This window comes from Rhodococcus sp. BH4, from assembly GCF_002079265.1.
Taxonomy (GTDB): Bacteria; Actinomycetota; Actinomycetes; order Mycobacteriales; family Mycobacteriaceae; genus Rhodococcus_F; species Rhodococcus_F qingshengii.
Map to the genome: position 1 here is coordinate 2,946,713 of NZ_CP014941.1, position 13,170 is coordinate 2,959,882.

14 protein-coding genes are annotated in these 13,170 nt (G+C 62.0%); 2 read left to right on the plus strand and 12 right to left on the minus strand.

Features of this window, described 5'->3' with window-relative positions:
• Positions 1 to 148: 148 nt before the first annotated feature.
• Positions 149 to 775, plus strand: a complete 627-nt coding sequence (locus tag A0W34_RS13780; protein ID WP_081557819.1) for a hypothetical protein — start codon at positions 149 to 151, stop codon at positions 773 to 775.
• A gap of 57 nt (positions 776 to 832) precedes the next feature.
• Here A0W34_RS13780 and A0W34_RS13785 read toward each other — a convergent pair whose 3' ends face one another.
• From A0W34_RS13785 to A0W34_RS13805, 7 genes are all read right to left on the minus strand, one after another.
• Positions 833 to 1,123: a hypothetical protein gene (locus A0W34_RS13785; RefSeq protein WP_081557820.1), complete on the minus strand. Its 291-nt coding sequence runs from the start codon at positions 1,121 to 1,123 to the stop codon at positions 833 to 835.
• Between the two features lie 28 nt (positions 1,124 to 1,151).
• Positions 1,152 to 1,775 carry a DUF6461 domain-containing protein gene (locus tag A0W34_RS13790; RefSeq protein WP_081557821.1) on the minus strand — a complete coding sequence of 208 codons (624 nt, stop codon included), beginning with the start codon at positions 1,773 to 1,775 and terminating at the stop codon, positions 1,152 to 1,154.
• A 1,412-nt stretch (positions 1,776 to 3,187) separates the two neighbouring features.
• Positions 3,188 to 3,511 (minus strand): hypothetical protein, encoded by a 324-nt coding sequence (locus A0W34_RS32790; protein WP_156511769.1) that lies wholly within the window; start codon positions 3,509 to 3,511, stop codon positions 3,188 to 3,190.
• 1,417 nt (positions 3,512 to 4,928) lie between these two features.
• Complete coding sequence (locus A0W34_RS13795) at positions 4,929 to 5,153, minus strand: hypothetical protein (RefSeq protein ID WP_020907610.1); 225 nt, start codon at positions 5,151 to 5,153, stop codon at positions 4,929 to 4,931.
• 411 nt (positions 5,154 to 5,564) lie between these two features.
• Entirely contained in the window at positions 5,565 to 6,191 is a 627-nt protein-coding gene (locus A0W34_RS33175; RefSeq protein ID WP_232330036.1) for a ParB family protein, read from the minus strand.
• 49 nt (positions 6,192 to 6,240) lie between these two features.
• Positions 6,241 to 6,375 (minus strand): hypothetical protein, encoded by a 135-nt coding sequence (locus A0W34_RS33650; protein WP_257207949.1) that lies wholly within the window; start codon positions 6,373 to 6,375, stop codon positions 6,241 to 6,243.
• 29 nt (positions 6,376 to 6,404) lie between these two features.
• Positions 6,405 to 6,752, minus strand: coding sequence for a recombinase family protein (locus A0W34_RS13805; protein ID WP_020907613.1), 348 nt, complete (start codon positions 6,750 to 6,752; stop codon positions 6,405 to 6,407).
• A 167-nt stretch (positions 6,753 to 6,919) separates the two neighbouring features.
• On the opposite strand from A0W34_RS13805, the gene A0W34_RS13810 reads away from it, so the two are divergent.
• On the plus strand, positions 6,920 to 7,474 hold the full coding sequence (locus tag A0W34_RS13810; RefSeq protein ID WP_148209205.1) for a hypothetical protein: 555 nt from the start codon (positions 6,920 to 6,922) through the stop codon (positions 7,472 to 7,474).
• Positions 7,475 to 7,545: 71 nt separating this feature from the next.
• Here the strand turns inward: A0W34_RS13810 and A0W34_RS13815 are convergent, their stop codons facing one another.
• The 5 genes from A0W34_RS13815 to brxL form a co-directional block, all read right to left on the minus strand.
• Positions 7,546 to 7,980 carry a hypothetical protein gene (locus tag A0W34_RS13815; protein WP_081557822.1) on the minus strand — a complete coding sequence of 145 codons (435 nt, stop codon included), beginning with the start codon at positions 7,978 to 7,980 and terminating at the stop codon, positions 7,546 to 7,548.
• Positions 7,977 to 9,143, minus strand: a complete 1,167-nt coding sequence (locus tag A0W34_RS13820; RefSeq protein ID WP_020907616.1) for a hypothetical protein — start codon at positions 9,141 to 9,143, stop codon at positions 7,977 to 7,979. Before A0W34_RS13820 ends, A0W34_RS13815 begins: the two co-directional genes overlap by 4 nt.
• Positions 9,140 to 9,730: a recombinase family protein gene (locus tag A0W34_RS13825; RefSeq protein ID WP_020907617.1), complete on the minus strand. Its 591-nt coding sequence runs from the start codon at positions 9,728 to 9,730 to the stop codon at positions 9,140 to 9,142. The genes A0W34_RS13820 and A0W34_RS13825 overlap by 4 nt, the downstream gene beginning before the upstream one ends.
• Positions 9,731 to 10,679: 949 nt before the next feature.
• A complete protein-coding gene (locus tag A0W34_RS13830; protein WP_041814983.1) occupies positions 10,680 to 10,937 on the minus strand; it encodes a hypothetical protein in 258 nt (85 codons plus the stop codon).
• 78 nt (positions 10,938 to 11,015) lie between these two features.
• On the minus strand, positions 11,016 to 13,160 hold the full coding sequence (brxL, locus tag A0W34_RS13835) for a BREX system Lon protease-like protein BrxL (RefSeq protein ID WP_020907619.1): 2,145 nt from the start codon (positions 13,158 to 13,160) through the stop codon (positions 11,016 to 11,018).
• Between the last annotated feature and the right edge of the window lie 10 nt (positions 13,161 to 13,170).

Sequence of the window (13,170 nt, forward strand, 5' to 3'; positions counted from 1 at the left end):
CTCGATCAGTCGGCGTTGTCCCGCTACGCCGTCACCACTATCGGTAATGGAGCACATGCCGCCTACATCTGTCACAAGGGGAAACTGTCAGACCCTGCGCCTACCGTCACCCTGGTAACAGCTCGAATCGGCTGTCAGGAGACCTGCGATGACGTTCGCCGAAGACGCTCCGCTGCTACTTCCCGGAATGCCCGATGCCACTGTTGCGCCGCCCGCGCTCCAGATGACGCTGATCGGGCAGCCGCAACCGGTCCGGATCCCCGAACACTTGTGGCGGTCCTGGCTCGACAATCCTGCTGTCGTCGCCCGGTTCGAAGCCAAACGCTTCATCCGGCCCGGAAATCTCTGCACCCCCTGGCTGGCCGGGGTGTCCTCGACCGGGCACGGGTCGTTCCGCGCCGCCAGTCTGCCTGGAACGACCCGCCGCGGTACCGTCCCGGCGCATCTGTTCGCCTACCAGCTCGAATACGGGGTGATCCCACGGTTGGGGTGGACCAACACCGACGATGCAGTGCTGTGTCACCAGTGCGATTTCGCCGGCTGCGTCAACCCTGCCCACATGGTGCTCGGGACGAATCGCACCAACCGCAACGAATACGACCTCCGGCGCCGCAACATTTCCAGCCCGCTGGCCGACGTCCGCGGCCAAGCTGGGCGCACCCGCGCCATTGCCGATGCCATCCGAACCGGCCTTGACCAGCACGAAGACCTCGACAGCATCGAACAGCGAATCCTCGCCGCCGAAGCGTCAGGGCGGCCGTTCACACTGTGGTGACGGTCGAGAAAGCAGATGGCGGAACCCGCACGCCGCCTCCCCGGTAGGCAGCCACTCCTATCGTCCGGGGCGGGTGAACCCGATGCCGCGGCGTACAGCACCAGCTGCATCGGGATGGTTCCACCTGTACGCATCGATCACGTCCTGGAGCTGGTGCTCTGGCCGATCCGGATCGCGCGGACGCTTGTCGTTCACCGATGCCCGAAACTGTTCGGCCTCGCGTCGGACCGACGCTCGACCGGCCTCAGAGTCCGAGATGTCGTTGCTCAAGTCGCGAGGGATGCCCTCGGCGGCATCGGTAAGCAACTCGCCCTCATAGATGAGGTCTTTCCAATACGACACGTTCATGAACTGGGACTCTAGTGGTTCCGAACGATCAGTCGGAGCTGCCCACAACGAAGGTCGCACTCGTCAAGAACTCCGGCGTCAGCAGCGCTCCGGTGTAGTTCGCCGCCAGCGCCAGCGATGCCTCGATCACCGGGAAGCCGCCGTCCGCCGTCATGGGCTCCTCGCCGTCAGGATTGACACCGGCCTCCACCAGTCGGGGCACCCACTGAGCAGGCATCGGGTCCACCCCGAAACCGCAACGCAGCAGCGGATCGAAATACACCGTGCGATCCCCGTCCTCCCAGACGTAGAAGCCGGAACCTCCGTTGACGTCGCGGAAGTGGGTCAGCACCTCGCGGCCGAGGGAGAGCGGGCGCATCAACTCCTCGGATGCGCCTGCGGTCGCTGCAGGCGCGAGCGCAATCGTCCAGTTACCCACTGATGCGGCCCCGATGATGCCGGGCTCCTCCCATCCGCGCTCGTTGAGACCGACCAGGCCGGTCTCCGACCCCAGGTCTTCGACAGTCATCGCGTCGATCACGGATGCGGGATCTGAACCCTGCACATACGTCACGAAAAGGCCGTTCGCGATCCACCGGTAGTCGCGGGTCACCCACTCGAAGTCCTGGTGGGTCTTCGCGCCGGCCACAGGTCCGTTCGGTGCATCATTCATGTCCGCACGCTATCGCTGAACCTGGTGCCAGGACCTCGGATCGGCCAGCTGCCCCGGCCTCCACCCGTCGAGCACCATGCCGGTCGACCCGTCGACTCGGCCAGATCCAGCGCGGTGAGAAGCCGGCCGAGTCGGCCCGAGCCGGCGCCCAGCACCGCCCCGACCGTGTTCGGGTTCGCGCTTTTCGCCGGCCCGCTGCGCTGCCGCCCAACTGCCTGCATAACTGTTCAATGGCCGCAGTAGTGACTGTTATACCGTCACTGACGTGCCAAACACCGCCGAGTGAGCGCTGCTATGTAGCCGCATATGTGGCTGAACTACGGCCATATAACAGCACTGAGACGGTTATATGGCTGTATAACAGTTCAACCGTCCCTAAAAGGTCATTTCATCTGCAATACACGCACCTGGAAGGCTGCAACACTGCACAACCGGCTACTGATGCACGGCTATACCGCCTTTGTAGTGGCTCTCATCTGTCAGTACGGCGGCGTAATTCTGACAGTACAAGTGGCTCTAACTTGGCTGACGATCCACGTGGGCGCGTAATGCACAGCACAATGGCCGCCGTGCAGCCAGTACAACAGCACCGTGACCCACCGGCGCACCGAAACACAGCGACCTGGACTTTTGCAGTCGTTGTAGCGGCCAGAAACCCACCCCGCGGCACCCTGAAGACACCCCGATGCGGCAATTTCCGTTTCTCCGCAAGCCACAAAAGGCGGTGCCGAGGTACCGAGACAATCCCTTTCCCCTCACAGCGCCGCTAATACGAATAGGCCGCACATAAATGCGCCGAAAACAATTCCTCGAACCACATAAATAGATTGTTTCGTGAATATCGAGACGCCCCGTTGATAACAACAATCCCGCGATCAATATTGTGCGCCGTCGGCGCCATTCTTTTCCGGTCGCGGCGATACTCCCGGTCGAGGTGAGCAGCCTCCTCCGGCGCACGTGGGCACCAGGTATTTCGATTCTTCGATAATGACCTGATGCCGGTCGCTTCGCGCCCGCGTCGACCGCAGAAAAGCGCTGCGGCCGCCACCCACGTGCGCCGAATGAGCCCGCCTGTATCCACCGCTGCCACCAAGGTCGGTAACAGCGCCGCGCAGCCCGGCGGCTGCGACGGTGGCTTCCGAAGCCCGCTTCGGAAGCCACGCGGCCGCCCCGCGCCAACCCCCACCGTGCCTCGTGGCCGGCCGAATAAAACTGGCTCGCCACGAGGATCTGCGGACCGGCCCTGAGGCCGTCCCAGACGGCGCTGGCGGCCCCGCCGCCGCACGTCTGCCCCGACACTGTGGCCGCCCGGCGGCCACCTCGCAGCCCTGAAGATCGGGCGGCTGCATCCGCGCCAGCAGAATGCCACTTCGTGACGTCACCGGACCCAGCGCGCTGTGCCGCACGCCCGTCTACGGCGCCTCTACCGAGGCAGCCTCGACGGCTGCAACTAGGCCAGCGGCCGAGACCGGCCCGGCTTGTTTCGCGCCCCTGCGGGACGCACGACGGAGCAGCCCGGCGGCTGCCACTGATTCCCAGCCGGTGACACCGGCTAGCTGCGCAGCTCGCCGCCGCCTCGCGGCGCACCGGCGACCCGCCGGCCGCTGACGCGGACCGGCCCTGAGCCACACCGGCGACACGAGAGAAACGACCTCGGCGACGAAGGTTGATGCGCCTTCGGCGCCCAGCCCGGCGTGCCGGGCCGCTGCGGTTGCGCGTTTTCGTGGGGCCCTCACCGATGCCAACAACTCTTATAGGCGCGCTGACGCGCGGGCATCGGACCCACGAAAACACTCCACCTACGCGGAGGTTGGTCGGGACTTCGTCCCTACTGAATCTGGAGACTCCCGGACCCAACGTGGTGGCCTGCGTCCGCCACCTGGAATCGACTCACAGACGGTCGCAGCGATGCTGCGAACACGGCTCCGCCTTGCCCCCGCAGGCCGCTGCGCGGCCCGTACGACCCTGACGCCACCATGGGTGCAGTCCCGCCATTCGCTGCGCTCCCAGGCGGCCCTGAGGCTGCCACAAACCCCAAAAACAGGGTTTGCGTCAACTGCGTCAGTGACTTGAAGCACAGGGGGCAAACCGAACCCGCCCTGAACTGGGGAAACCTAAAACGGAGGCCATCTTTGCGACCCCCCGTTTCAGGGTGATCTCACGTATTTGCGACCGGTCGCAAAGATGGCAAATCTCCCGTGTTTCCCCAGTACGCCACGGTCGCAACCTCCCTCCGCTAACGCTCCAGGTCGGCTGCTGTGGCTCAAAGCTGAAAGGGCATAAGGAGTCGTGACGCACGGCGGGTTTCGTTCGCTTCGCTCACTACACCCTCGTTTGCCCGGCAGAGCCGGGACGACCTCCTCGGCTGGCGCCTCGTCGCCCTCGCTGGCGCTCGGGTCCTTATCGCCGTCAGGGTTCTCTCGGGCGGCCGCGGGCGGCCTTCTCGTTCTCTCCTGTCGGCGCCCCCTTCGGGGTGCCCTGGTCCGCTGCGGCGGTGATCCGGAGCGGTGCTCGGCGCTGGCGCGCCTGCGGCCCGTTCCGGGTCGGTTACTCGCTCGCTCGCAACCTCTGATGCCGCTGCGTCCTGTCGGCCTGGTTCGCGCCCCTGGCGCGCTCTGCTGTGAGAGGTGGGGCCGCGATCAGCCGGCGTTCGCTCGGCTGCTGCGTCGTTGGTGCGGCCTTGCGGCCGTCTGCTGTATCCCCGGCTCGCTCGCTCGTCGGGGTGGGTCGGCCGCTCCCCGGCCGTGACGGAACGTCCGACACGGCGTCCGCTGTGTTCGCCGGAGGCATCCGCTGCTGTGCCCGTGGTCCTGGCGTGCCGGCCGGACTGGTTCACGTGGTGGGAGCTCTCTCTCCGCTCGGCTCGGTCTGATTGATGCGAGGCCTGCCGCCTGGACGGCAACGAGTGTCGTATCGACCCCGCAGCACGGCAGTCGATACGACTGGGTGGACCTCACCGGCTGGGCGGCGTGGTGGCGTCACTGCTGTTTCTCGGCCCCTGATTTTCAGCGGTCTGACGGGGTCCACTGTCGCATCTTCGGGAGGGTGGCGAGGGGGGCCAGCCCGACGAATTCGGGGATCAATGTCCGAGACGGTGAACGCTCTCGGCGAGCGCACCCGGAGGGTGCTGCGGGAGCGGACGTGTCACCGAATTCAGTGCTGACCAGTGGTGTCGTAGAACGGGCCGACGAGTTGGTCGTAGATTTGGATGGTAGGCGGCGCCGCGGTCATCGAGCGGACGATCGACTCGATATCGCCGAAGACCTCGGCGGGGGCGCCGGCAGCGCGGGCGTCGGCGAACGTCTGGTGGACGCGGCAGGTGATGAGGGCCATGAGCTTGCGTTCCTGCTCGACGAGGGCGTTCATGTTCGTGTCCATGCGGCGTCTCCGCAGGAAGTTGGTGCGGATGAACAGGGTACGGTTGCTTCTCGTAAGCCCCTAGTCAGCTAGCACCCAATGCCGAGTCACTAAGGGCAACTGCTTTATATGGGTATGTCTCCCGCTCCATCTTCCCTTGGGAAATGGCTGATGGAGAAACGAAGAAGGGGCCCGATCTGCATGCCGATCAAGATCGGCAGAGGCGGAACCGGACCCCTCACGCATGATGCGTTGAGCACCAGAGGCGGTCGTAGCGCAAAGGTAGCATCTGCGTTAGTTAAAGAGCGTTGCGCAGGTATCTACAGTCCGATTCGAGCCATTCCTATCGAGAGGCACACAGGGGCGCGGTGGTGCGAATCGACTCGCCGCACTTGCGAACTTTGCATGTCAATCTCTGTTTCTAACAAGTTATTAAGTTAACTGATGGGTTGTCAGAGAACAGAGAATCATGTGGTCGGCTTCCAGAACGGGCCTTTGAATCGTACTCAGTGGTCGGACAGGGGGCGGCCTGGAGAGAGTGCACGCTCCGCGTGCTTGCGGTGCATCGATCCCCTCAAAGTCATCTCCGCCGTTGTGACGTTCCGCCCGGCGCCGGATTTCTCCTGCAACGGCTTTCTCTACGAAGTGGGACCAGTTGCGGTCTGCTTCAGCGGTGCGTGTGGCGTTGAAGGCAAGACGGGCCTGGGTGTAGACCTCCGGCGCGAGGTAGACCGTCATCGCCTGGTTGCTCTGCTTTTTCTCGGCCGGTGGCGCCGGCTGCTCAGTCTGCAGTTGCGAGGGCGGCGCAACAGCCTTGTCGACGGCTTTGCGGCTCACACCCCACCACTGTGTCGGGCCGTTGGTGTCGTAGAATGGGCCGATGAGCCGGTCGTAGACGTCGTTGGTGGGCGGTGCTGCGGTCATGTAGCGGGCGATCGACTCGACCTCATCGAAGACTTCGGCGGGGACGCCGGCGGCGCGCGCGTCGGCGAACGTCGAGTGGACGTGGCGGGTGAGAAGGTCCATGAGCTTGCGTTCCTGCTCGACGAGGGCGTTCATGCGATCTCCTAGTTGGTCAACCAGGTCAACTGTAATGTCCTCGGCGGCGTCAACCAGCGATGAGCCGTCGTTCACTCGTGGTCTTGAGTGCCGCAAGTTTCTCGATCTCGGGCTTGGACGTTCTCTTCAGCTTCTTGTCGATGATCAACGTCGTCCGAGCTGCATTGATTCGCGCGTCAGTCACACGTAACGGTTTGAATGGTATCGAGTTCGTCAAGAATGATCCTCCTTTACGCAGTCAGTATCGCCTCTTGCGAGCACTCCGTCGTCATCAGTAGCAGCGCCGGAAAGAATTCGATGGACCGTACCTACCGAGACCCGCACGCCAGCCGCGATGCCGCCGAGCACTTTGACCCCGACACCGCGCTCGAACAGGTCCGTTAAGACCAGCAGTCCCTTGAGGAGGTTGCGGCCGAGACGGTCGACCTCCTGGACAGTGAGCAGATCATCGGGACGGAGGTAGTGGAGGGCAGCCTGTAGTCCGGGACGCTGCTGCACGCTCAGTGTGCCTGCTGCAATCTGCCGCTTGATCCAGTTGTTTATGATGCTGCGGTCGGACAAGGTGCCTCCTCGGGATGCTGCTGATTCGAGGTTGTCTCGTCACCGGCTGTGCCGGTGTCTGCGTTAGTCGCACCTTGATCGAGCCCAGGACGCCTGGAATTGTCACTGCTGTCTGGTACAACGGCGCGAGAGGGCGACAGGAGCCCAGCACGGACGGGGAGGTATCCATGGGATCGAAACCGGTGACCACGGCACTGCGAGCGGCGCTCAGTTTCGCGCGCGACCAGCCGGGGCAGTGCGACGAACGCACCATCGAGTCGTTGCTGTGGGGCGCTTTGGGGGAGTCGCCGGATTTGGCGGAGGCGCTGACCGGTCATCGTGACCTGGACTTCTACCTCGGGATGCACGATCACGCCGACGTCGTTGGCTTCGAGGCCGGGACCGCTGAGCGTGCGATCGCGGTGATCGAGGTGAAGCTGCGAGCGGCATTTCACTGGCGCAAGCCCTCGGATAAGTCGCAGCTCGATGCCTATGCGGAGAGGAGCCCCACCGCGTCCCTGATCCTGGTCGCCTCAGATAAGTCGATTGCGAATTTCCATGCGCGGGGAACCGGTAGGTATCATCTCGATGGACGTCGCGAGTTCGAGTCCTACGATCGGTGGAACGCCAACATCGTGCCGCTCGACAGGCTCTACGAGATGCTTGATGCTGCACTAGACGGCCTACCGCCCGACGCGTCGGCCGAGACAATCGGGCGCATAGTCGCGCGACAAGGTGTGTGAGCGCTCGGAGCGATCACCGTCAAGCCGCCCGGACGCAGGAGTACCCCGCCTCCGAGAGAGTTGACGTGCTCTCATTCGCTGATGATTGCCTTGAACTCTGCGCTCGTTCTCACTGGGATTTCGAACTGTGTGGCCTTGGCCTGAACAGCCCCGTCGTCGGAGACCACGACCCAAGTCGGCCAGAACAAGAGACCTTTGTTCGCGTCCCGGGCGTCGAGCGAGCAGGCCACGATGAGCGGATCAGCATTGCCTTCGTTCGCGTACAGGTCGACGAGCCGAGTGTCGTCGATCGGTACGGTCCCCATGACCTTAACCAGCTGGCGTAGAACGTCTGGGGTGGTGGGGTACTCGCGGGAGCTAAGCGCATCAATGTCGGGGAATCCGCGTGCCTCGTGCAGAACTTCGCTCGGCACATGACATTTCGTGCGGAAGAAGTCGCTTGCACGCTGATCCCTCGACAGTTTGGTCAGGACGTTGTTGTCGATGAGGTACTGGTAGTCGGTCATTGCACGGCCACGCGGAATTCATTGAGCTGTGAGGGCTTAAGCTTGTTCAGGCACACGGCTTGGCAGAACTGGCCGGGTGAGAGCTTACCCGTGTCGAGCACGTCGAACATCCGTGAGGATAGTTCCCGGCCAGCGTACTTCTTGACGGCGTTGACCGGTAGTGGGTTGCGTGCCGTGGACTTGGGTCTGTCGGCGTGCCGTCGGGCGAGCTCGTCGAGGTGGTGGTTCGCGGTCTCGATGTCAATGCGCTTGAGTCGCATTGCGCGGACCGTCATCGCACTCGGCGTCACCTTGAACTCTTCGGCTGCAGCCACAATTTCGTCGAGCGATGCCAGCGGCAGACGGCTAATCTCGCCTGTGGGCATTAGAATCTCTCCAACGATCTCGAACTCAGGGCCAGGACTGAGCGCCGTGCTCTTCGCGTCATAGGTGACCGGCGCGAAGATCTTTCGCGCGATGAGAACGGTGAGCAACGTCAGCGTGAAGACCTGCCGGCCGAAGGGCTCTTCTCGGTCAGATTCGCTCGCGAGGAAGATGTACGGGACCTTGTGGTCCTTGATTGTCATTCCGCTGAACTTCTTCTTCAACCGCTGGGGCATGAAGTTGTTGACACTGCGTGAGACCAGGATCTGGTTCGCCTCCAGTCGCTCGATGAGATGCTCCAGTGCGGTCTGCTTGTTTTTCGCCGTTCGCATCGCAGTGTGCGTTAACCCGATGGCTCGCATGAGCTTGGCAGCGTCCTCCTCCACTGGCCTCCCTGGCCGTCCCAACAGTCCTACGATCTCGTTCCGAGCCAGCGTGTCATCGTGCTTCTTGAGCAAAGCCTGTTTGCGCAGAAGGTCTTTGACGATCAGCTCGATGCTGCGCAGTTCAACCACGTCCCGCGAGTTCACCGAGAAGGTGGACTTGCCAACCCCCTCCAGCAATTTGGCGGTCTTAGTCTCAATCTGCGTTTCCACCAACGGCAATGGGGCGAAGAACAAGGAGTATGGGATCTCGCCTTTCGTGGCCAAAAAGACGAGGTTCTTGAACTTGATCGAGCCCTTGTCGACGGCGTTGTGATAAGCGACGTAGTCGCTTGCCGCCGAGTTCTCCAGGAGAGCCTCGAACACGGCTCGAACGATCGGGACACGTTCCCCATCCAGAACCACGTCTATGGTCACGCACTTTTCCCTTGAGAGGCCAAGTCGCTAGCACGCTCTACGGCGCGGTAGACGGTCGAGCGGGCTACGCCAAAGTCGGCGGCGAGCTCGGCGGTGGTGTGCTCACCGGTTCGCCAAAGTTCGACGAGGCGCTTCTCCTGGCTCGATGGGAGTTTGGGCTTCTTGCCACGCAGCTTGCCCTTGGCCTTGGCGACCTGCATACCCTCGCGGGTCCGACTCCGGATCAGGTCGCTCTCGAACTCGGCGATCATAGCCAGTGTGTTGAACATGAGCTTGCCGAACGGATCGGCTGGGTCATAGGCGCTGTTACCGATGGCCAGCACGACGTTCTTCGCAGCCAGCTCGTCGGCGATCTCGTGGGCGTCGCGGATGCTGCGAGCGAGACGGTCGAGTTTGGTGACCACGAGGATGTCGCCGGCCCGAACGGCACGGATCGCTGAGTCGAGCCCGGGGCGCTGGCGATTGCGGCCGGTGAGGCCGTGGTCGGTGTACACATTGTCGGACTCGACACCGAGCGCGCCGAGTCCGTCGATCTGTGCGGTCAGGTCCTGCTGCGCGGTGGATACACGCGCGTAGCCGATTCTCACGAGTCGAGTGTAGCGGTTTCCGGGCCTTCATCGGGCTTTTTGCGGGCGGGTTAAACGGCACGTTGCGGCCTGGGAGTTCGACGTCCGGACTGGTACATCGGGGCCGCCCGCTTGGCCACCGGCTTACGGACACCGAACAGGAAATAACAGTTCGGTCAGCACGACCGGGCCCTCCAGTAGGTTGTGGCCGAGCCTTCGACTTCCGCACGATCTGTAGGTCGTGAGGGCACAGGTAGTCCAGGGTCGTCTTCAGGAGCGCCGGGTCGTCAACGCTGCGCCTGCTAAGAACTTCTCCCCGAAGAGGTTGACCCAGATGCCGTCGAGCGCGTCGTGCATGCGGGCAATGTCCTGCTCGTAACGAGAGTCACCGGAGACCGATAGCGGTTCAGGAAACGTGTTCGGAAATTGTTATCGGCACCTGCTGTTATTGAACGGTTTATTGAACACGACCCGGCCGCGTCGCGCCCGAAATGCCTGACACGCTCAGATTATCTCGCTATACGACTGTTTGTTGAACAAGATCGCTCGTGCTGTCGAGCCCTGCGACGGGGGTGAATGCTTGTGACTCGCGGCGATAAGTGGCGGCGTTCTCACGCAGTCAGGTGGCGCCAACATTTCGGCGGCATCGGCGGTGATGATGTGGAGTTCGATGATCCACGTGCGTCTAGCGGGAATGCAAGCAAAGGCGCAATACATCCCCGAGATGAATAGCTGGGTTCTCGTCTCATGGGGAACCCAGCGCTTTATGCCTCGATCTGGTGATTAACGCGGTGAGGCCCGATCCACAACGTGGGTTGGGCCTCACCGCACCGCGACTACATCCCTACCACTTGGGCACCGATCATCACGGTCGGCGAGTTTCGCTGAGAAATAGGTGGTCCCGAGCGTGAGCATCGGCGCTACGATTTCCAAGATGAGCCTGACAACGGCAGTACTCATGGCGGTCCCGTTATGCCGGGCCGGTGAGCGCGCCGTTGCCCTCGACGAGCACGCTATACCCGAACTCTCCCAACGGGCCTGCTTCAACCCCCTTCGTCCAGGCGGTAACTACAACCGGTGCCTCACACGGTGAGCCGCCGAGCTTGAGCACGTACGTCGATCCTCGAAGGTTCTCGGCCAGGACTCGATACGTGCCAGTCCCGATCGTCTTGCCTTTGAGTTCTTCGAGATCGGTGACCTTCAGATACGAGACCGGCTGTCCGTTCAAAGGATTGGTCGCATCGACGGTGTAGGACCGGATCCCAGAACACGTACGAGGCAATATTTTTTGCTTGGCGATATGGAACTATCGAGGCCGATCACTGACATCGCGGATGTAGGTCACCCCAAATGCTTTGACCTGCCGATACTCCTGGAGTTTGGTGGCAAGGTCGAATACGTCACCGGTCACGTACTGGAAGATGTCGAGTCCGCGACCAAGCAGAATCTTCCAGCCGGTGTCGGTGACGATCGAGCGGTCATGGATCGCTCCGTCGAATGCGACATCGAAGTGGATGCCCCCGGCTAGGGCTCCCTGTTTAATCTTCACGAGGTACTCGAGTTGCTTGCGCAGCTTGTCGCCGTCGCCGTCGCGGTTTTCGGCGGTGACGAGTTTGATGTGTACCTCGTCGGCAGGATCTTTGACGTTCGCGATCCCTTCGATGAGTTCCATGAGGTTGCGGGCTTGGTGGAACTGACGAATGTAGGGATCGGTGATGGTGATCTTCCCGGCTCCGCGCAGGTATGGGACGAGGAGTGTGTCGAACGAGACGCCGCGTTGATTTTCCTGGAACTCACGGTATCCGGCGAACAGTGGAGCCTCCGCCGGCGGCTCGGCTTCAGGTGGTGTTTCGACCTTCGTTGCGGACGTTGGGGTACCTACTGTGAGTCCACGCGTGTCGTCAGTCGTCTCGGTAACGTCGTGGTGCTCACGGTGGTAGTAAGTCGGGTACTCGTCCTCTTCGAGAGTTGAGACAGGGTGCCATGCTCCGCTGGTGTCGGTATATCCGAACTTGACGTCAACCATCGTCGAGTCCATGCGCAGGATCTGGTCTTTCACGCGCTTGCGACCCTCGATCGCAAACCGAAGGATCTCCTCAATTTCCTCTGGATGTGCCTCCCCGTGTGGGTAGAGGATCTTCATAAGGCCGGAGAACGTCTTGTGGACGCCGTCGCTGTCGCGGGTGGAGATGTCGGATGAGAGTGTGAAGTGCGGCTGGTACCGGTCCGAGTAGTCTGCCGAACGCATTGATCTGAGCACCTCGGCGATGTAATCGACGACGAACCCGTACCCGTCGGAGAACATCTCACCGCGGATGGTGTCGACTTCCCAGCCTGGAATGTAGTGGTGGAGGCGGTCGAGGTAAGCGGAGTCGTGGTAGCTCTCAGGCAGCTCATCGAACAGGTCCGAGTGTTTGAGCATGTAGGGCACGGTGTGGGAAGTGTTGCCGACGAACACCATCGAGGCTTCGGCGCCGAGCGTCTCGATGCCACGCGAAAAGGACCTGTTCGCCATGTAGTTCTTCATGATGTCGACGAGGGCCTTGTCGGTGCGTTTCTTCTTACCCGCAAATTCGTCGAAGGCGACGACATCCCAGTACCCGACGAGACCAATACGCCCGTTGGCGTTGTTGACGAACAATTTCGGGACCGTGACTTCACCACCGGAGATGAGCATGCCGTGTGGTGAAAACTCCGAATAGATGTGCGACTTGCCGGTTCCCTTGGGGCCGAGTTCGACGAGGTTGTAATTGCGTTCGACGAACGGGATGAGTCGCACGAGCTGGATGAGCTTGGCTCGTCGTCCGAATAGCTCGGGGTTGAACCCGATGGACTGTACGAGCAGGTCGATCCATTCGTCGGTGGTGAATTCCCGCCGAGCCGCTAAATACCCTTCGAAGTCGAAGTTCGACAATTGGATGGGTTTGATCGATCCCAGGATCCATGGCACGACACGTGAGTCATCGCTATGGAAGTACTCGATATCGCAGATGCACCAGACCCCGCCGACAAGCAATTTGGGGTGCGCTTTGATGGTGGACGGATCGACGAGCACACCCTTGATGCCGAGGTTGGTGAACTCGGCTTCGTAGACGTCCGCCTTTTCGTTGAGTGTGGCGGTGACCTTGTCGATGATCCGGTGCCGACCGCGTTCGCGGATCGTGGACTTCACCAGCTCGGATTGGTTCCGGTGCACGTAGTGGTCGGCCAGGATCTTGCGTACCGTGTCGATGCCTGCCTGGATGGTGGCCTCGTCGTCGGAGGCCGCGTACTGGCCGAGTAGATACTCCAGAACATAGGAGGGCACGATGGCATTGCCCTTGACCGTCTTGACCAAGTCCTTACGGACGACGACACCAGGGAAGAGACGGTTGATCTTGCGATCCAGCTCGCTCTGCACCGGCCGACTGTCGACAGGAGCTTCGTAGGAGGTCTCACTCACTTCGGTCATGGTTTGCGTG